Source organism: Solibacillus sp. R5-41, from assembly GCF_002736105.1.
Taxonomy (GTDB): Bacteria; Bacillota; Bacilli; order Bacillales_A; family Planococcaceae; genus Solibacillus.
Genome location: NZ_CP024123.1, coordinates 1 through 21,194, shown reverse-complemented (window position 1 = coordinate 21,194; position 21,194 = coordinate 1). Strand labels below are relative to the sequence as shown.

Sequence of the window (21,194 nt, the reverse complement as noted above, 5' to 3'; positions counted from 1 at the left end):
CTTTAAGAAGGTAAAATTTCAATTTGATAATGGTCAAACCAATGATGCAGTTGAATTAAATACGCTATTAATTGGGGACCTGCCATCAATTGCCCAAACCACGGAACCGTAAAGGACTTTCCACCTGATTCAAGAAGCTGCTGCAATTTTTCTTGATCAAATAACTCATGTAGGACCGATTTCTTCTGGCTTAAAATAGTACGTAATTCCTGCTGTACGCCCGTCGTATAAGCCGGGTGATACGTTTTAGGATAAGGGTTCTTTTTACGATAGATTACATCTTTTGGTAAGATGTCTTCAAATGCTCTTCGTAAAATACCCTTCTCCATTCCTCCAGCTGTTTTCATTTCCCAAGGAATATTCCAAACGTATTCCATAACCGTATAGTCCGCAAAAGGTACACGTACTTCTATACTCGCTCCCATACTCATACGATCACTACGCTCAATTAACGTTTGCATGAAATATACATTATTTAAATAAAATAATCGCTGACGTTTAACCTCAATAGCATTTCCTACAAAATGAGGCATCTCTTTTACAGATTGTTCATAGCTATTTTGCATATATTCAGCAAGTTTAAGTCGGTCTTGCCAAAGCGGTGTTAATAATTGTTGACGTTCCTTTGTTGAACGTAGCCACGGGAAGTGTTGCTGCTCCTCTTGTTGATGAAACCATGGATAGCCACCAAATACCTCATCCGCACATTCTCCAGATAAAGCAACGGTAAAATCGCGACCGATTTCCTTACAAAATAAATACAGTGAGCCATCGATATCAGCCATACTTGGCATATCTTTCATATATAATACGTCTTTTAATGATTGTACTAACTGATTTTGTGTAAAAACGATTTCCTGATGCTTTGTTTGGAAAGCTTGTTGCATCTTCTCAATCCAGTAGCCATCTTGTGATACTTGAAATGCATTCCCTTTAAAGTGCTGATCATTGCCTTCATAATTGACCGAAAATGTACTTAATGTTTGATTGGATAGCGCATATTTCTTTGCTGCAATGGCTGTAATAATACTTGAATCTAGACCACCTGACAGCATTGTACAAAGAGGCACATCACTCACTAATTGGCGTTCAATTGCATCTGTTACGAGGCATCTCACCTGTTCTATCGTGTCTGGTAAAGAATGTGAATGTGCTTTACTTTGAACGTCCCAATAACGCCAGCTTTTTGATACTGATTTTGTTACATTCATCGCATGGCCTGGCTTTAATTCTACTATATCTTTAAAAATGCCATCTCCAGGTGTTCGTGAAGGACCTAAACTCAATAAAGCAGCAAGACCGCGATAATCAATTTGAGCTTTTACACTTGGATGACTTAAAATGGCCTTGATTTCTGAACTAAATATAATTCCATCTGGTAATTGCTTATAAAAAAGTGGCTTTATCCCCAAATGATCGCGGCCTAAAAATAAGCTTTGTTTTTCATCATCCCATATTCCAAAAGCAAAAATGCCATTAAAATAATTTACACATAGTTCACGCCATTGAATAAATGCGGTTAAAATTACTTCCGTGTCTGAGGTTGTTGAAAATTGGTGTCCCTTTTGTATTAATAAATCGCGCACAGTTGCTGTATTGTAAAGCTCTCCGTTATAAACAATGGTAAACCCCTGTTTTGTCATTGGCTGCCCACCACCGCCTAAATCGATTATAGAAAGTCTACGATGTCCAAGCAGTGCATGCTCGGTGCAATGAACCTCCCCTGCATCTGGCCCTCGATGTATTAATGTAGCGGTCATCTTTTTTATGTTCTCAGTATGATTACTTAAGTCCTGTTCAAAATTAACCCATCCAACAATTCCACACATATTTTCAATCCCCCCATCCATTACTTTATGAAACAGATAAAAATTGTATAATTTGTCCAAATAAAAAACACATAATTCTCAACTCGAGAATTATGTGTTTCTTAATTTTATATTAAAATCTGTGACATCCATCAGGGGCTTTGGGCCAACATGATGTTGTTCACTCATGCGTTGCCACACGACGCGGCGTTACTAGCCTGGGTTCTACTACTTCAGTGGAGGTTACCCTCCCGCTGAAGTAAGTTAAACAGCCCCACCAATAAAGCTAAATATACCATTCCATAAATTACTGAAGAAGTTTGCAGCTCCTTGGAAGAATAGTGACACCTTACCTGCGCGTTCTACGCTTTCTGTTGTCACGACATCTGCTGTAATGCTTGAACCATCAATAAAGCCATAATCTGTGCCTTCAGTACGCTCCACTACAACTTGTCCAACAACTTTACCCTCTTTGACATCCGCTTCTAATTCATCCACCTCTAAAGATAATTTAGGAACGTACAAATCTTTCTCATTCGTATTAACCAATATTGAAATTGGCTCTTTTACAGCAATTTTTACCACGTCTTCTTTACCCTTAATAACAGGTATTGACTTTTGTTCGTCAAAAACGTAATTTGCTGGAATAACTTCATGTTTCGTAAATTGTCCAAAGCCATAATCGAATAATTTCGCTGTTGCATCAAAACGTGCCTTATAAGAACCAACACCTTTTGAATCAACTGCTTTCATTACGACTGCAATTAAACGCGTATCTCCACGCTTTGCTGTTCCTGTAAAAGTATGTCCTGCAAAATCTGTTGTCCCTGTTTTTAGCCCATCTACGCCTTCATATTCATAGACAAGGCCAGGAAGCATGAAGTTCCAGTTTGACATTTCAATAGCATCTGAAGTACCTTCACGGAATGTTTTCTTTGGAATTTTTGCAGTTTCTAACATTTCCGGGTGATCCTTTAATAAATGATAAGCAAGCTTTGCAACAGAGCGAGCAGGCATAACATTTTCATCATTTTCACCCGTTCCAGCAGGGTGCATCCCTAGTAAATCTGAATTATTTAATCCTGTAGAGTTAACGAATTTATAATTTTCTAAGCCCAACTCTTCTGCTTTTTTATTCATTAACTTTAAAAACTCTGTTTCTGTACCTGCAATCGTTTCAGCAATCGCAATGGTAGCTGCGTTAGCAGAATAGATTGCCATTGCTTCATACAATTCTTTAATTGAATACGTACCATCTTGACGTAAAGGAACATTACTTAATAAACGATTTTGAGAAACTTTATATGTATACTCTGTTACGTTATATTGCTGATCCCACGTTACTGTCCCCTCTTTAATAGCGTCAAGTAATAAATACTCCGTCATCATCTTTGTCATACTTGCAATTCCAAGTGACGTACCTGCATTTTGCTCATATAAAATTTTCCCTGAATCTGCGTCAATTAAAATTGCTGCATCTACTGTTAATCCTAAATCTGTCTCAGCATTTGTTGTAGCAGGTGCTATTCCTAACATGCTAAGTAACAATAGTGGAATCATTAAAAAACTCATCAATGATTTTTTGTTTACTTTCTTCACGAGGCTACCTCCAAATAATTATTATTTTTCTTGTCTCCGTAATTTTATCATACGCCCCACTCAATTGGGGATTCCTTTTCATAAAAAAACGCTACTATCGTTCTTTTGACGACAGTAACGTTTGAAAGTTTCATGTAATTATTGGATAGAGTAGTTTGGTGCTTCTTTCGTTATTTGTACATCATGTGGATGAGACTCACGTAAACCTGCACCTGTCATTTTAATAAATTGCGATTTCTCACGTAAATATTCAAGGTCTGGTGCACCACAGTAACCCATACCTGCACGAATACCACCAAGTAATTGATGAATTGTATCTGCTAAAGGACCTTTGTATGGAAGACGGCCTTCAATGCCTTCTGGAACTAATTTTTTCGCATCCTCTTGGAAGTAACGATCTTTAGAACCTTTTTCCATCGCACCAAGTGAACCCATACCACGGTATACTTTGAAACGACGACCTTGGAAGATTTCTGTTTCACCAGGGGATTCTGAAGTACCTGCCAGTAATGAACCAAGCATTACGACATGTCCACCTGCTGCAAGAGCTTTCACAATATCACCAGAATATTTAATACCGCCATCAGCAATAATTGTTTTACCGTATTCACGAGCAATTGAAGCTGCATCATACACTGCTGTAATTTGAGGTACACCAACTCCTGCAACTACACGAGTCGTACAAATTGAACCTGGTCCGATACCTACTTTAACAACATCTGCACCTGCTTCGAATAAAGCACGAGTACCTTCTGCTGTCGCTACGTTTCCAGCAATAATATCTAATTCTGGGTATGCTGCACGGATATCTGTAATAGTGTTTAAAACGCCTTGTGAATGGCCATGTGCTGTGTCAATTACGATAATATCTACTTGTGCTTCTACAAGCTTCGCGATACGTAGCATTGTGTCTTTAGAAACGCCTACTGCTGCACCTACAACTAAACGACCGTGCGTATCTTTCGCAGCATTCGGAAATTCGATTACTTTTTCAATATCTTTAATTGTAATTAAACCTTTTAATTTACCGTTTTCATCTACTATTGGTAATTTTTCGATTTTATATTGTTGAAGAATTTTTTCTGCGTCTTCTAATGTTGCGCCGACAGCAGCTGTAATTAAATCCTCTTTCGTCATCACATCATTAATTTTTAAAGAGTAATCTGAAATGAAGCGTAAATCACGGTTTGTAATAATACCAACTAACTTTTGATCTTCCATATTATTTACAATAGGAACACCTGAAATGCGGTATTTGCCCATTAAGTGCTCAGCATCAAATACTTGATGTTCTGGCGTTAAGAAAAATGGATTTGTAATAACGCCATTTTCCGAGCGTTTTACTTTTTCAACTTCTTCTGCTTGCTCATCAATGCTCATGTTTTTGTGAACAATTCCGATACCGCCTTGACGGGCCATAGCAATTGCCATTCTTGCTTCTGTTACAGTATCCATCCCTGCAGAAATCATTGGAATGTTTAACTTAATTTTCTTTGTTAATTGTACAGATAAGTTTACATCTTTAGGTAAAACTTCAGAGTGTGCTGGCACTAATAATACATCATCAAATGTTAAGCCTTCTTTAGCAAATTTTGTTTCCCACATTTTTGAGAGTTCCTCCTGTTATAAAAGAATATTATTGTAAGGTTATCAACGTGAACCTCGACTGTCAAGAATCTTTAAAAAGTAAAATTATTCGGAATATTAAACCTTTTTTCTGGGAGTAATATTTATTATCATACTACATTTTTTAATAATAATAATAATAAAATTGTTTTTTATTTAGATCTTATATATGTTTATTTCATGCAGTAATAATTATTAAACATAGGATAATTATATAATTTTTATTTACCAAAAAACCCACTGATTTCTCAGTGGGTTTTAATTTGCGAAGCGATGTCCTACTCTCACAGGGGGAAGCCCCCAACTACCATCGGCGCTAAAGAGCTTAACTTCCGTGTTCGGTATGGGAACGGGTGTGACCTCTTTGCCATCATCACTTCACTATGAAAGATTGTTCTTTCAAAACTGGATAAACGTTTCATTGAAAATGTGCAATAAATTGTGGTTAAGTCCTCGACCGATTAGTATTCGTCAGCTCCATATGTCGCCACACTTCCACCTCGAACCTATCTACCTGATCGTCTTTCAGGGGTCTTACTTACTTGCGTAATGGGAAATCTCATCTTGAGGGGGGCTTCATGCTTAGATGCTTTCAGCACTTATCCCGTCCACACATAGCTACCCAGCGATGCCTTTGGCAAGACAACTGGTACACCAGCGGTGTGTCCATCCCGGTCCTCTCGTACTAAGGACAGCTCCTCTCAAATTTCCTACGCCCACGACGGATAGGGACCGAACTGTCTCACGACGTTCTGAACCCAGCTCGCGTACCGCTTTAATGGGCGAACAGCCCAACCCTTGGGACCGACTACAGCCCCAGGATGCGATGAGCCGACATCGAGGTGCCAAACCTCCCCGTCGATGTGGACTCTTGGGGGAGATAAGCCTGTTATCCCCGGGGTAGCTTTTATCCGTTGAGCGATGGCCCTTCCATGCGGAACCACCGGATCACTAAGCCCGTCTTTCGACCCTGCTCGACTTGTAGGTCTCGCAGTCAAGCTCCCTTATGCCTTTACACTCTACGAATGATTTCCAACCATTCTGAGGGAACCTTTGGGCGCCTCCGTTACTCTTTAGGAGGCGACCGCCCCAGTCAAACTGTCCGCCTGACACTGTCTCCTACCCCGTTAAGGGGCATGGGTTAGAAGTTCAATACAACCAGGGTAGTATCCCACTGACGCCTCCTTCGAAGCTGGCGCTCCGAGATCTCTGGCTCCTACCTATCCTGTACAAGTTGTACCAAAATTCAATATCAGGCTACAGTAAAGCTCCACGGGGTCTTTCCGTCCTGTCGCGGGTAACCTGCATCTTCACAGGTACTATAATTTCACCGAGTCTCTCGTTGAGACAGTGCCCAGATCGTTACGCCTTTCGTGCGGGTCGGAACTTACCCGACAAGGAATTTCGCTACCTTAGGACCGTTATAGTTACGGCCGCCGTTTACTGGGGCTTCAATTCGTAGCTTCGCTTGCGCTAACCACTCCTCTTAACCTTCCAGCACCGGGCAGGCGTCAGCCCCTATACTTCACCTTACGGTTTTGCAGAGACCTGTGTTTTTGCTAAACAGTCGCCTGGGCCTATTCACTGCGGCTCTCGTGCGCTTGCACGCTCAAGAGCACCCCTTCTCCCGAAGTTACGGGGTCATTTTGCCGAGTTCCTTAACGAGAGTTCTCTCGCACACCTTAGGATTCTCTCCTCGACTACCTGTGTCGGTTTGCGGTACGGGCACCTCTCACCTCGATAGAGGCTTTTCTTGGCAGTGTGAAATCAGGAACTTCGTCCATACGGACTCGTCATCACAGCTCAACGTATTAGTGTGCGGATTTGCCTACACACACGCCTTACTGCTTGAACAGAGACAACCAACGCTCTGCTTACCCTATCCTACTGCGTCCCCCCATTTCTCAAACGGTGAGGAGGTGGTACAGGAATATCAACCTGTTGTCCATCGCCTACGCCTATCGGCCTCGGCTTAGGTCCCGACTAACCCTGAGCGGACGAGCCTTCCTCAGGAAACCTTAGTCATACGGTGGACGGGATTCTCACCCGTCTTTCGCTACTCATACCGGCATTCTCACTTCTAAGCGCTCCACCAGTCCTTCCGGTCTGACTTCAACGCCCTTAGAACGCTCTCCTACCACGCATCCATACGGATGCATCCACAGCTTCGGTGAATCGTTTAGCCCCGATAAATTTTCGGCGCAGCGTCACTCGACCAGTGAGCTATTACGCACTCTTTAAATGGTGGCTGCTTCTAAGCCAACATCCTGGTTGTCTAAGCAACGCCACATCCTTTTCCACTTAACGATTACTTTGGGACCTTAGCTGGTGGTCTGGGCTGTTTCCCTCTTGACTACGGATCTTATCACTCGCAGTCTGACTCCCGTGTATAAATATCTGGCATTCGGAGTTTGTCTGAATTCGGTAAAGCGAGATGCCCCCCTAGTCCAAACAGTGCTCTACCTCCAGTATTCTCAATCACGAGGCTAGCCCTAAAGCTATTTCGGAGAGAACCAGCTATCTCCAGGTTCGATTGGAATTTCTCCGCTACCCACACCTCATCCCCGCACTTTTCAACGTGCGTGGGTTCGGGCCTCCAGTAAGTGTTACCTCACCTTCACCCTGGACATGGGTAGATCACCTGGTTTCGGGTCTACGACCACGTACTAATTCGCCCTATTCAGACTCGCTTTCGCTGCGGCTCCGTCTCATCAACTTAACCTCGCACGTAATCGTAACTCGCCGGTTCATTCTACAAAAGGCACGCTATCACCCATTAACGGGCTCTAACTACTTGTAGGCACACGGTTTCAGGATCTATTTCACTCCCCTTCCGGGGTGCTTTTCACCTTTCCCTCACGGTACTGGTTCACTATCGGTCACTAGGTAGTATTTAGCCTTGGGAGATGGTCCTCCCAGATTCCGACGGAATTTCACGTGTTCCGCCGTACTCAGGATACATTCAAGAGGGAATGAGGTTTCACTTACAGGGCTTTTACCTTCTATGGCGGGCCTTTCCAAGCCGCTTCAACTATCTCATTCTTTTGTAACTCCGTATAGAATGTCCTACAACCCCAAAGAGCAAGCTCTTTGGTTTGGGCTCTTCCCGTTTCGCTCGCCGCTACTCAGGGAATCGAATTTTCTTTCTGTTCCTGCAGGTACTTAGATGTTTCAGTTCCCTGCGTCTGTCCTCAACACGCTATGTATTCACGTGAAGATACTATGTGATTAAACATAGTGGGTTCCCCCATTCGGAAATCTCTGGATCAAAGCTTACTTACAGCTCCCCAAAGCATATCGGTGTTAGTGCCGTCCTTCTTCGACTCCTAGTGCCAAGGCATCCACCGTGCGCCCTTATTAACTTAACCAATAAGTTACACTTACTCAAATGAGTAAGATTTTAAAAGATTGCACGATCAATTTCTTGATCATTTGTTTGTTTATTGCTTTCAATGTCGTTTTATCCAGTTTTCAAAGAACAAGTTTTGAAGTATTTCATCATAAAGATGAACCTTCAAAACTGAACAGCAAACGTTAATGTTTCATTCCATAAGGAATGATTCCGAATATATCCTTAGAAAGGAGGTGATCCAGCCGCACCTTCCGATACGGCTACCTTGTTACGACTTCACCCCAATCATCTATCCCACCTTCGGCGGCTGGCTCCATAAAGGTTACCCCACCGACTTCGGGTGTTACAAACTCTCGTGGTGTGACGGGCGGTGTGTACAAGGCCCGGGAACGTATTCACCGCGGCATGCTGATCCGCGATTACTAGCGATTCCGGCTTCATGTAGGCGAGTTGCAGCCTACAATCCGAACTGAGAACGGTTTTATCGGATTAGCTCCCCCTCGCGGGTTGGCAACCGTTTGTACCGTCCATTGTAGCACGTGTGTAGCCCAGGTCATAAGGGGCATGATGATTTGACGTCATCCCCACCTTCCTCCGGTTTGTCACCGGCAGTCTCCTTAGAGTGCCCAACTAAATGATGGCAACTAAGAATAAGGGTTGCGCTCGTTGCGGGACTTAACCCAACATCTCACGACACGAGCTGACGACAACCATGCACCACCTGTCACCGTTGTCCCCGAAGGGAAAACTGTATCTCTACAGTGGTCAATGGGATGTCAAGACCTGGTAAGGTTCTTCGCGTTGCTTCGAATTAAACCACATGCTCCACCGCTTGTGCGGGCCCCCGTCAATTCCTTTGAGTTTCAGTCTTGCGACCGTACTCCCCAGGCGGAGTGCTTAATGCGTTAGCTGCAGCACTGAGGGGCGGAAACCCCCCAACACTTAGCACTCATCGTTTACGGCGTGGACTACCAGGGTATCTAATCCTGTTTGCTCCCCACGCTTTCGCGCCTCAGTGTCAGTTACAGACCAGATAGTCGCCTTCGCCACTGGTGTTCCTCCAAATCTCTACGCATTTCACCGCTACACTTGGAATTCCACTATCCTCTTCTGCACTCAAGTTTCCCAGTTTCCAATGACCCTCCACGGTTGAGCCGTGGGCTTTCACATCAGACTTAAGAAACCACCTGCGCGCGCTTTACGCCCAATAATTCCGGACAACGCTTGCCACCTACGTATTACCGCGGCTGCTGGCACGTAGTTAGCCGTGGCTTTCTAACAAGGTACCGTCAAGGTAGCGCCAGTTACTACGCTACTTGTTCTTCCCTTGCAACAGAGTTTTACGAACCGAAATCCTTCTTCACTCACGCGGCGTTGCTCCATCAGACTTTCGTCCATTGTGGAAGATTCCCTACTGCTGCCTCCCGTAGGAGTCTGGGCCGTGTCTCAGTCCCAGTGTGGCCGATCACCCTCTCAGGTCGGCTACGCATCGTTGCCTTGGTGAGCCGTTACCTCACCAACTAGCTAATGCGCCGCGGGCCCATCCTGTAGTGATAGCCGAAACCATCTTTTAACTTTCGAACATGAGCTCAAAAGTGTTATTCGGTATTAGCCCCGGTTTCCCGGAGTTATCCCAATCTACAGGGTAGGTTACCCACGTGTTACTCACCCGTCCGCCGCTAACTTCCAAAGGATGCAAGCATCCAATGAAAGTCCGCTCGACTTGCATGTATTAGGCACGCCGCCAGCGTTCGTCCTGAGCCAGGATCAAACTCTCCATAAAAGTTAGTTTGAAAGCTCATTTGCTTTGCTAGCGTATCAACATAAAGTTGATATCTATGTTTTGTTTAAGTTCATCACTTAAACGTTTAAATCATTAACGTTTGCTTGTTCAGTTTTCAAGGTTCATTTCGTTATCTCTTTCGAAGTGACAACTTTTATATCTTAACATAATCTCTTATGTTATGTCAACAACTTTTTAAAAGTTGTTTTCACTGTTTTTCAACAGCAACTTTTACATCTTAACAAATACATTATAACCTGTCAATAACTTTTTTGTTATCTTCTAAATGTATATGTATTTATTTAAATGACTTTTTATATAATATCAAACATATTTAATTACGTCAACAGTTTAAACAAAAAAAGTACTACACGATTTTTTAGCTGTTATAACTATAATAAGAATGTAGTTGCGTAAACAAAAAAAGAACATCGCCACAATTAAAATCAATTAAGGTAATGTTCATCTTTATAATTGAATAGCCCTTATTCCATTACTAATAGTACAAGGTAAAATAAGATTTTATTATTCTTTCGTAATGACTCGTGAAATATAAAAGTTTCGATTCATTGCTAAATCAATAATCTCACCTGATGTTATTAATCTAACAAGTGGACGTGTTGGTGCGTATTTATTAATGAACATTACTTCGCCCAACTCTAAATTGGATAATTCAATTTTTGTACCAATCGGTAAATCTACAACAATATCTACAAGTGCTTGGACAATTTGAACATCAAATTTACCAAACTCCTCTTCTTTAATCATTTCAATTACTTTAAAGGGAGATTGCTTTAAACGATATAGTCGCTCACTTGTCATTGCATGGAATACATCCGCTACAGCGATAATTTGAGCAAAGCTCGTAATTGAACCCATCTTTTCACCCTTTGGATACCCACTGCCGTTTAAACGCTCATGATGCTGATAAATTGCAACTTTCATGACCTCTTTAACTGCTGGTAAGTCTTTAACAAGTAAATAACTATAATATGGATGCTTTCTAACTTCTGCAAATTCAACTTCTGTTAGTGCACTTTGCTTATCACGAATACGAGGTGAAACTTTTGACATGCCACTATCTGCAAGCATACCCGCAATAGCTATTTGAATTATATTACCACGATCATGTCCTAATTTTTTAGCGATAATTGATGCAATTAATCCTGTAGCAATACAATGATGGTATAAATAATCTTTAGGGTTAGAATAGCTATTTAAATCAAATAAATAAGATCGGTCTTCTAATACCTTTTCAATTAAAGGTATTATTATCCCTCGAACCTTTGTAATATCGATTTTTGCACCGGCTTGCCAATTTCCAAACTCCTTTTTTAATTGAACAATCCCATCATAATAATAAGTTTCGAAACTTGTATACTTCGGTAATGTAATTGTCGTTGCTTCTTCTCCTGATTGTTCTTCAGTAATTGATTCGCTTTTTTTACCTTTGTATATTAAAATTTTTTTTAAGTTAAACATTTCAAAAATACGTAAATGTTCATGATTAATTTTTGTGTTTTTATAAATGATTGGATATTGTGTATTAGCAAAAATGTCTTCAGCTATAATTTCCCCTAAGCGTAACTCTTCAACTCTCATAAATACTGCGTCCAATGTAATGCACCATCCAATTTAAGTAATTTATCCCTATTGTATCGAACAATCTAATTGTTGAGAAGATGATTTTAAAGTTTTGTAGTTCAAATATCATTTGGTTACCCTAAAAAAACTGGATGTTAATGAGAAGTAAGAAAGAGCTGCACAAAATGCTTGTGCAACTCTTTCCATTTAAATTATTCTGAATCCTCTTCTTCTTCTTCTTCATCAACTTCAGAGGTATCTATGTCTTTTTTTACGCGTGCCACAGTTGCTACATATTCATCTTCTGCCAAACGAATTAAACGTACGCCTTGTGTGCTACGACCAATAACAGAAATATCTTTTACATCCATACGAATCAACATACCGTTAATCGTAATTAACATAATATCTTCTGTTCCATCGACAGCTTTAACAGCACACATCTTACCGTTTTTCTCTGTAATCTGCATTGTTTTTAAACCTAAACCACCGCGACTTTGTAAGCGATATTCGGCTTCAGGTGTACGTTTACCGTAACCTTTTTCTGTTACGACTAAGATTTCCTGCTCTGGCTCTAAAATTTCCATTCCAACCACATGATCGCCTTCACGTAACTTAATACCACGTACACCGGCTGCTGTACGTCCCATTGAACGGATGTCCTCTTCTTTAAAGCGAACTAACATCCCTTCACTCGTACCAATAATAATTTCTTTCGTACCATCTGTTAAATGGACAGAAATTAAATCATCATCATCTCGTAATGTGATCGCAATTAATCCATTTGTACGGATATTGGCAAATTGAATAACTGGTGTACGTTTTGTAACACCTGTTTTTGTCGTAAAGATAAAGTATGCATCTTCTTTGAACTCGGCAACACGAATCATTGCCGTTACTTTTTCTTCTTTATCAATATTTAATAGGTTCACAATCGGCAAGCCTTTTGCTGTACGTCCATACTCTGGAATCTCATATCCTTTTGCACGGAATACTTTCCCTTTTGATGTGAAGAATAAAATCGTATCATGTGTAGAAGTGAATAATAAATGCTCTACGAAATCGTCTTCGTTTGTACCCATCCCTTGTACGCCACGACCACCACGCTTTTGCGAACGATATGTATTCGCAGCTAAACGCTTAATATAGCCATTATGCGTTAACGTAATAACTGAGTTCTCACGTGGAATTAAATCCTCGTCCTCAATCATTTCTAGTCCACCCGCAGTAATTTCTGTACGTCGGTTATCATTAAAACGCTCTTTTATTTCGCTAATTTCAGTACGAATAATATCTACAACTTTTTCTTCATCTGCTAAAATCGCTTTTAATTCGCCAATTAACGTTTGAAGTTCTTGATATTCTGCTTCAATTTTTTCTCGTTCTAATCCACTTAAACGAACAAGACGCATATCTAAAATGGCCTGTGCCTGACGTTCAGTTAAATTAAATCGCTCCATTAATTGAGGTCTTGCCTCTTCACCATTTCGAGAACCACGAATAATGGCAATGATCTCATCAATATGATCTAAAGCAATACGTAAACCTTCTAAAATATGTGCGCGCTCTTCTGCTTTTCGGAGTTCGTATGCTGTACGACGTTTGATAACTACTTTTTGATGCTCTAAGTAATGGTATAGCACATCCTTTAAGCCTAATACTTGCGGCTGTCCATCAACAAGCGCAAGCATATTCACACCAAAGCTAGATTGCATAGCCGTTTGTTTATATAAATTGTTTAGTACAACATTGGCATTTGCATCACGACGTACTTCGATTACAATACGCATCCCATTACGGTCAGATTCATCACGTAAGTTTGTAATACCATCGATTTTTTTATCGCGTACTAACTCAGCAATTTTTTCAATTAACTTGGCCTTATTTACTTGATAAGGAAGTTCGTTTACTAATATCGTTTCTTTGTTATTAGAAGTTTGCTCGATTTCAACTTTTGCACGAATCGTAATAGAACCGCGCCCTGTTTCATAGGCACGACGAATACCGCTGCGTCCTAAAATAATTCCCCCTGTAGGGAAATCGGGACCAGGGATAATTTCCATTAACTCTTCTGTTGTAATCGCTGGGTTATTTGCAATAGCCAAAACACCATCAATTGTTTCGCCTAGATTATGTGGTGGAATATTTGTCGCCATACCAACGGCAATACCAGTAGCACCATTAACAAGTAAGTTCGGATAACGTGCCGGTAACACTTTTGGCTCATTTTCACTACCATCATAGTTTGGTTCGAAATCGATTGTATCTTTGTTAATATCGCGCAGCATTTCCATTGCGATTTTTGACATACGTGATTCGGTATAACGCATCGCTGCTGCACCGTCACCATCAATTGAACCAAAGTTCCCATGACCGTCTACAAGCATATAACGATAGCTGAAATCTTGTGCCATACGTACCATTGCTTCGTAAATAGAGGAGTCACCATGTGGATGGTATTTCCCCATAACATCCCCAACGATACGGGCACTCTTTTTGTAAGGTTTATCTGCTGTATTTCCTAATTCCTGCATCCCGTATAAAATACGACGGTGTACAGGTTTTAGACCATCACGAACATCTGGTAAAGCACGCGAAACGATAACACTCATCGCATAGCTTAAAAAGGATGATTTGATTTCAGTTGTAATATTTCTTGATTCAATATGTCCATGTTGAATGTCAGACAAAATAAGGACCTCCTTCCAATTGCACTAACTTTAATTAAGAAATTACGCATCGGCGTAATTTCGTCCAGATTTTATTCGAGCTTCTTCGAATAAAATCTGTGCCATTCGCCGCGTGCTTTGGGCCAATACAATGTTGGTCACTCAGGCTTTATCGCAGGACGCGGCATTCTTAGCTAGAGTCCCATTACTTTAGCCGGGGTTTGGACCCCTACTAAATTAAGAGTATATTCGGCATGCATGCCCCACTTATAAAAGTGGAGGGCTTCTGCTGAAGCAAGTTAAACATCCAAGTCTTGCACGTATACCGCATTTTCCTCGATAAAATCACGACGGGGACCTACTTCATCACCCATTAAATGGTCAAAAATTCTATCGGCTTCAATGGCATCATCCAGTTCTACTCGAATTAATGTACGGTGTTCTGGATCCATTGTTGTATCCCATAATTGTGTTGCATTCATTTCACCTAAACCTTTATAGCGCTGTACATTTGGCTTTGGTAATTTAGGTAGACGTTGTAAAATTTCTTCTAATTCGGCATCTGAATAACAGTATTCTACATGCTTGCCTTGCTTCACTTGGTATAATGGTGGTTTGGCTGCATATACATAGCCAGCTTCAATTAACGGGCGCATGAAGCGGAAGAAGAAGGTTAATAATAAAACACGAATATGCGCGCCATCTACATCGGCATCGGTCATAATAACGATTTTATGATATCTCGCTTTTTCTAAATTAAATTCCTCACCAATACCTGTACCGAAAGCTGTAATCATTGCACGTATTTCCGTATTTGATAAAATACGATCTAAACGTGCCTTTTCAACGTTTAGTATTTTCCCGCGCAACGGTAAAATTGCTTGGAAATGACGATCACGCCCTGATTTAGCAGAACCACCAGCAGAGTCACCCTCTACAATGTAAATTTCTGATTCAGCGGGGTTCGTAGATGAACAGTCTGCTAATTTACCAGGTAAGCTCGATACTTCAAGAGCCGATTTACGACGTGTAAATTCACGTGCTTTTTTCGCTGCAACACGTGCACGGGCTGCCATCGTTCCCTTTTCAACAATTTGACGGGAAATGGTAGGATTTTCAAGCAAGAAACGTTCAAAGCCTTCAGAGAATAACGCGTTTGTAATTTGACTCACTTCCGAGTTACCTAGCTTTGTTTTCGTTTGCCCTTCAAATTGTGGATCTGGATGTTTGACAGAGACAATTGCTGTTAATCCTTCACGTACGTCTTCACCCGTTAAATTCGTATCTGCATCTTTTATTAAATTGGCTTTGCGGGCATAGTCATTAATGACACGAGTTAACGCTGTTTTAAAGCCCGATTCATGTGTACCACCTTCGTACGTATTAATGTTGTTAGCAAAAGACATAATTGTCGAGTTAAAACCAGCATTATATTGCATTGCGATTTCTACCGTAATACCTTCTTTTTCACCAAAAACGTCAATTGGGTTATGAATCGGTTCTTTATTGCTATTCAAATGTTCCACGTATTCTCGAATTCCGCCTTCAAAGTAGAAAGTCTCAGAACGTTCTTTCCCTGTGCGTTCATCTGCGATTACAATGCGAATTCCACGGTTTAAGTAGGCTAACTCACGGATACGCGTTGCTAAAATATCGTATTCATATTCCGTTGTTTCTTTGAAGATTTCCTCATCCGCTTTGAAACGTGTTATTGTCCCGTTAGTTTCTGTTTCACCGATGACTTTTAGTTTTTGAACTGTATGACCACGTTCAAATTTAATTTCATGAACTTTACCGTCACGATGTACTTGAACAATTGTTTCACTTGATAATGCGTTTACTACCGAAGCACCTACGCCATGTAAACCACCTGATACTTTATAGCCACCACCGCCAAATTTTCCTCCGGCGTGTAAAACAGTCATAATAACTTCAACAGCAGACATTCCCATCTTTTCTTGAATATCAACTGGAATACCTCGACCATTATCTTCTACACGAATCCAATCATCTTGTTCTATTGTGACTGAAATGTTCGTACAATAACCGGCTAATGCTTCATCGATACTATTGTCTACGATTTCCCACACTAGATGGTGTAACCCCTTTGAACTTGTTGCACCAATATACATCCCCGGACGTTTACGAACCGCCTCTAAGCCTTCTAATACTTGAATTTGATCCGCATCATATGACTGATGGACTTTATGTTCTTCTAAAGTCACTATAGTTCACCTACTCTTTCATAACTTCAGTATGCTTCTCTTTATAAAAGCGTAATACTTTTATTTTTTAAACGCTCACTTTAATGCTACTCAATACTTCCCTGTTGCACAGAAAATAGTTTGGCTTGTTTAATTGTGTCATGGTGAATTCCATCCACGCTTGTTGTTGTCACAAAAGTTTGGACTTCCCCTTGAATTGTATTTAATAAATGCGATTGACGATAATCATCTAATTCTGATAACACATCATCAAGCAGTAAAATTGGTGTTTCCTTTGTTTCTTGTTTAATTAATTCAATTTCTGCAAGCTTTAAAGATAATGCCGTTGTCCGCTGTTGACCTTGAGAACCATAAGTTTGAACATCATAATCATTCACAAAAAATTGCAAATCATCACGATGTGGACCAACTAAAGTAACACCACGGTCAATTTCTCGCTGTTTTACTTCAGCAAGTTTTTTTTCCAAATATTTGGCCATTTCTTCAGCAGTCCAACTAGCTTCCATTCCTGTCACAGGACGATACTTAATAACTAGTTTCTCTAAACCACGAGAAATACCGAAATGAATTGGTTCTGCCCATTCTTGTAAGAGCTCCATAAATTGAAATCTTTTACGAATAATTTGAACAGCAGCTTGAATATATTGCTCCGTATAAATATCAAACATCATGTCATTTGCTAATGATGCTCTTCCTTGATTACTTTTTAATAAATGATTACGCTGCTTTAAAATTTTTTGGAATGTAAGTAAATCGTGTAAATAAACAGGTGAAATTTGCCCGATTTCCATATCGATAAAGCGCCGCCTAATCTGGGGGCTACCTTTCACAACATGTAAATCTTCTGGGGCAAACATGACAACATTCATTTGACCAATGTAATTGCTCAACTTAGTTTGCTCAAGATGATTGATTTTGCCCTTTTTACCTTTTTTTGAAATCGTTAATTCGATTGGAACACGACCATAACGCTTTTCAATCACACCTTCTATTTTAGCATAATCCGCTTCCCAACGTATTAATTCTTTATCGTTGGATGTACGATGAGATTTGGCCATTGCTAAAACATAAATCGATTCCATTACATTTGTTTTACCTTGCGCATTTTCGCCGATAAATACATTAATTTTGGATGAAAAATCAAGTGAAAGCGATTCATAATTACGATAATTTTTTAGCTGCAAGCGCTCGATATTCATGAATTACATTTCCTCATTTTGAATGAATGCGTCAATAATACGGAAACGTCCTGTCCCTGGAATATTCACAAGATCTCCGTGGCGTAACTTTCTCCCTCTACGATCTTCCGTTTCACCATTTACAAATACTTCATGTTCACTTAAAAACCATTTTGCCATACCACCAGAACTAATTGTATCGGTCATTTTTAACGCTTGTCCGAGCGTTATGTATTCTGTGTCAATTACTAAGTCGTTCAACGTAACCCAGCCTCCTCGAAAATAAAGTCTATCTTTCTATCATACCTAAAAATTGATGAGAAGTAAAAAAAGATAGCCACTGAAGGTGACTATCCTAACAATTCAGATCATGAAATTTTTGATTAGTACGTACGGACAGGTAAAATTAACTGTAAAATAGCGTCATCTGCTACTGAACGTAAAATAAATGGTCTCATCGCACCAGTAAATTGGATAATGACATCTTGCCCATCAATTGCTTTTAGAGCCTCCATCATATATTTCGCACTGAATGAGATTTTTAAAGTATCCCCATCTAACGCTTCAACTTGAATTTGTTCTTCTACCTTACCAATTTCAGGTGAATTGGATGAAATTTCAATTGTTTTGGATTCTAATGTTTCAAAACGTACGACATTATTACGATCTTCACGAGCAAGTAATGATGCTCGGTCAATTGCTTGTAATAATAACTTTCCGTTAATCGTTACATTTGTTTTGTAATCTTCAGGAATTAATCGAGATGTATCTGGATAGTTGCCTTCAAGTAAACGTGAGAAAAACAGGACATCCTCTGTTTTAAATAAAACTTGTTGATTCGTTAAGACGATTTGTACAGGATTTGTTGAATCATCTAAAATTTTGAAAAGTTCATTTAAACTCTTTCCTGGAATAACAACTGATGTAATATCTGTTGGTAAATTTTCTAGTTTCACTTTACGTCTTGCTAAACGGTGACTATCCGTTGCGGTGCATATTAATTCATCCGCTTCCACCTTCCAGTTGACACCTGTTAACACTGGGCGACTTTCAGAAGTAGCAACTGCAAATACCGTTTCGCGAATAATTGATTTTAATAAATCAGCTGGAATTGAAAATTGTCGATCTACTGATAGTTCAGGTAATAACGGATATTCAGATGCATCAGAACCGATTAGATGGAATTCTGATTTACCTGAGCGAATATTTGTAGCAAAGCCATTTGTTACTTCAATTTCAACTTCATTTGTTGGTAATTTACGAACAATTTCATTGAACATACGGGCCTGTAACACAATTGAACCCGTTTCACTAATGTTTATAATTTGTTCGCCGTTCTCTTCAACTGGAATAAATGTTTGAATCGTAATATCTGCATCACTACCAGTTAGGCTAATTCCCTCATTGGTTACATCTATTTTTATTCCCGTTAAAATTGGAATTGTTGTTTTTGTATTAACAGCTTTCATAACATCATTTAGTCCATTTAAAAAACGGTCACGTAAAATATCAAATTTCATTATTTAACCTCACTTATATATTATTTATTTATTAAAGATATTAATAGATATAGTAATAGGGGCTGTGGATTTGTGGATAACTACTATTCTAGCTAGTATTATCACATTATTCACATGTTAATAACTTGTGAATAGCATTGTGTGAAAAAGGTTAAGTTATACACAGCTTATTTACCTAGCATACTGCGTATTTGTTTAATATCTTGCTGTAATTGTTGATCTATTTTTGATAACTTTGAAATTTTTTCATGTGCATGGATAACGGTTGTATGATCTCGTCCACCAAATTCTTCCCCAATTTTAGGCAATGAAAAATCGGTTAATTCTCGTGATAAATACATCGCTACTTGACGTGGAAAAGCAATCGATTTTGTACGTCGCTTCGTAGTAAAGTCTTCAAGTCGAATATTGAAATGCTCCCCGGTAGCTGTTTGGATATCAAAAATTGAAATCATGCGCGGCTTGGAGTTTGGCATAATGTCTTTTAATGCTTCTGCTGCTAACTCTGGCGTAACATCCTTATTCACTAATGAAGAATAAGCAACAACGCGAATTAAAGCACCCTCTAGTTCCCGAATGTTTGTATCGACTTGATTAGCGATATACAGCATTACTTCATTCGGAATATCTAGACGGTCTGCTTTTGCTTTTTTACGTAAAATAGCGATACGTGTTTCTAAGTCTGGTGGTGCAATATCGGTAATTAATCCCCATTCAAAGCGAGAACGTAAGCGATCCTCTAATGTTGGAATTTCTTTTGGTGGTCGGTCACTTGAAATTACAATTTGCTTCGATTCTTCATGCAGTGTATTAAATGTATGGAAAAATTCCTCTTGTGTTGATTCCTTCCCAGCTAAAAATTGAATATCGTCGATTAGTAGAACATCTACATTTCGGTATTTGTTTCGGAAATCAATTGTCTTATTATCTCGGATGGAGTTAATAAATTCATTTGTAAATTTCTCAGAAGAAAGATATACAACATTTGCCTTCGGGTTATGTTCTTTAACATAATGTCCGATTGCATGCATTAAGTGCGTTTTGCCTAAGCCTACTCCTCCATAAATAAAGAAGGGGTTATATGCTTTAGCAGGGGCCTCAGCGACAGCTAAACTTGCTGCATGGGCAAATCGATTTCCAGAACCAATGACAAATGTATCAAATGTATATTTAGGATTAAGCATCCCGGGCGTTGTATCATGTTGATCGCTATTTCTTGCTTGTGTAATAGGTGGAGGAAGTTCAAAATCATCTGTATTTTGATCCTTCTGAACAACAAACTTTATGAGCAAATCTTCACCGGTCAATTCATTTAAAATGCCCGTAATCATATGAACATAATAATTTTCAAGCCAATCACGGGCAAAAGAGTTAGGTGCTGAGATCGTGACATTTGTGCCACTATGAGCCAGCAGTTTGGTTGATTTCAACCAAGTATCAAAGCTCGGCTTTGAAATTTTCTGTTCAGCTTGGGTAAGCACAGCATTCCATAAATTATCTAAATGTTCCAAGCTAGTTCTTCCTTTCATTAGTTCATGTCTTTCTAAAGCCATATTAAAAAGAGATGCAATATGATTCATTTATATGGTCATTTAACAGTGCGTTAAAATATGCATTTTTCATAAAAAATAATAAGTCATACACATAACTATACGCTGTGGATAACTGTTATACAAGATAGGTGTAAAAAATTGTCCACAGATTATTAACAGTTGTGGATAAAATATTTCCCGAAAAAGAATTCCACAAAGTAAAACACAGTTATCGTATCAAATAAATGCAGGCATTTCAATACTTAAACAATCTTATCCACATAAAAATTGGTTATTAACGTTTGAGTTGTCCACAGG

Annotated in this window: 10 protein-coding genes and 3 rRNA genes; all 13 read right to left on the bottom strand. The window is 39.6% G+C overall.

Going from position 1 to position 21,194, the window contains the following annotated elements:
- Positions 1-2: 2 nt before the first annotated feature.
- The 13 genes from asnB to dnaA all read right to left on the bottom strand — a co-directional run bounded on the left by asnB (position 3) and on the right by dnaA (position 20,855).
- On the bottom strand, positions 3-1,829 hold the full coding sequence (gene asnB, locus CSE16_RS00065) for an asparagine synthase (glutamine-hydrolyzing) (RefSeq protein ID WP_099422006.1): 1,827 nt from the start codon (positions 1,827-1,829) through the stop codon (positions 3-5).
- 243 nt (positions 1,830-2,072) lie between these two features.
- On the bottom strand, positions 2,073-3,407 hold the full coding sequence (locus CSE16_RS00060; protein WP_099422005.1) for a D-alanyl-D-alanine carboxypeptidase family protein: 1,335 nt from the start codon (positions 3,405-3,407) through the stop codon (positions 2,073-2,075).
- 138 nt (positions 3,408-3,545) lie between these two features.
- Positions 3,546-5,012, bottom strand: coding sequence for an IMP dehydrogenase (gene guaB, locus CSE16_RS00055; protein ID WP_099422004.1), 1,467 nt, complete (start codon positions 5,010-5,012; stop codon positions 3,546-3,548).
- A 286-nt stretch (positions 5,013-5,298) separates the two neighbouring features.
- Positions 5,299-5,414: ribosomal RNA gene (gene rrf / locus CSE16_RS00050) — 5S ribosomal RNA — on the bottom strand.
- Positions 5,415-5,474: 60 nt separating this feature from the next.
- Positions 5,475-8,401: ribosomal RNA gene (locus CSE16_RS00045) — 23S ribosomal RNA — on the bottom strand.
- Positions 8,402-8,611: 210 nt separating this feature from the next.
- Positions 8,612-10,168, bottom strand: a 16S ribosomal RNA gene (locus CSE16_RS00040).
- Together the 16S, 23S and 5S rRNA genes form the textbook arrangement of a ribosomal RNA operon.
- A 525-nt stretch (positions 10,169-10,693) precedes the next feature.
- The gene (locus CSE16_RS00035) at positions 10,694-11,770 is read right to left on the bottom strand and encodes an HD-GYP domain-containing protein (protein ID WP_253896134.1); all 1,077 of its coding nucleotides are present in this window, start codon (positions 11,768-11,770) and stop codon (positions 10,694-10,696) included.
- Between the two features lie 194 nt (positions 11,771-11,964).
- Positions 11,965-14,442, bottom strand: coding sequence for a DNA gyrase subunit A (gene gyrA / locus CSE16_RS00030; RefSeq protein WP_099422002.1), 2,478 nt, complete (start codon positions 14,440-14,442; stop codon positions 11,965-11,967).
- Between the two features lie 278 nt (positions 14,443-14,720).
- Positions 14,721-16,646 (bottom strand): DNA topoisomerase (ATP-hydrolyzing) subunit B, encoded by a 1,926-nt coding sequence (gene gyrB, locus CSE16_RS00025; RefSeq protein ID WP_099422001.1) that lies wholly within the window; start codon positions 16,644-16,646, stop codon positions 14,721-14,723.
- A gap of 86 nt (positions 16,647-16,732) precedes the next feature.
- Positions 16,733-17,845, bottom strand: a complete 1,113-nt coding sequence (gene recF / locus CSE16_RS00020) for a DNA replication/repair protein RecF (protein WP_099422000.1) — start codon at positions 17,843-17,845, stop codon at positions 16,733-16,735.
- 3 nt (positions 17,846-17,848) lie between these two features.
- Complete coding sequence (gene yaaA, locus CSE16_RS00015) at positions 17,849-18,085, bottom strand: S4 domain-containing protein YaaA (protein ID WP_099421999.1); 237 nt, start codon at positions 18,083-18,085, stop codon at positions 17,849-17,851.
- 122 nt (positions 18,086-18,207) lie between these two features.
- Complete coding sequence (gene dnaN / locus CSE16_RS00010) at positions 18,208-19,344, bottom strand: DNA polymerase III subunit beta (RefSeq protein WP_099421998.1); 1,137 nt, start codon at positions 19,342-19,344, stop codon at positions 18,208-18,210.
- 167 nt (positions 19,345-19,511) lie between these two features.
- A complete protein-coding gene (dnaA, locus tag CSE16_RS00005) occupies positions 19,512-20,855 on the bottom strand; it encodes a chromosomal replication initiator protein DnaA (RefSeq protein ID WP_099421997.1) in 1,344 nt (447 codons plus the stop codon).
- Positions 20,856-21,194: the final 339 nt, after the last annotated feature.

Coding starts and splice junctions, on each gene's coding strand:
- asnB (WP_099422006.1), bottom strand. CDS start 1,829: ATGTGTGGAATTGTTGGATGGGTTAATTTTGAACAGGACTTAAGTAAT.
- guaB (WP_099422004.1), bottom strand. CDS start 5,012: ATGTGGGAAACAAAATTTGCTAAAGAAGGCTTAACATTTGATGATGTA.
- CSE16_RS00035 (WP_253896134.1), bottom strand. CDS start 11,770: ATGAGAGTTGAAGAGTTACGCTTAGGGGAAATTATAGCTGAAGACATT.
- recF (WP_099422000.1), bottom strand. CDS start 17,845: ATGAATATCGAGCGCTTGCAGCTAAAAAATTATCGTAATTATGAATCG.
- dnaN (WP_099421998.1), bottom strand. CDS start 19,344: ATGAAATTTGATATTTTACGTGACCGTTTTTTAAATGGACTAAATGAT.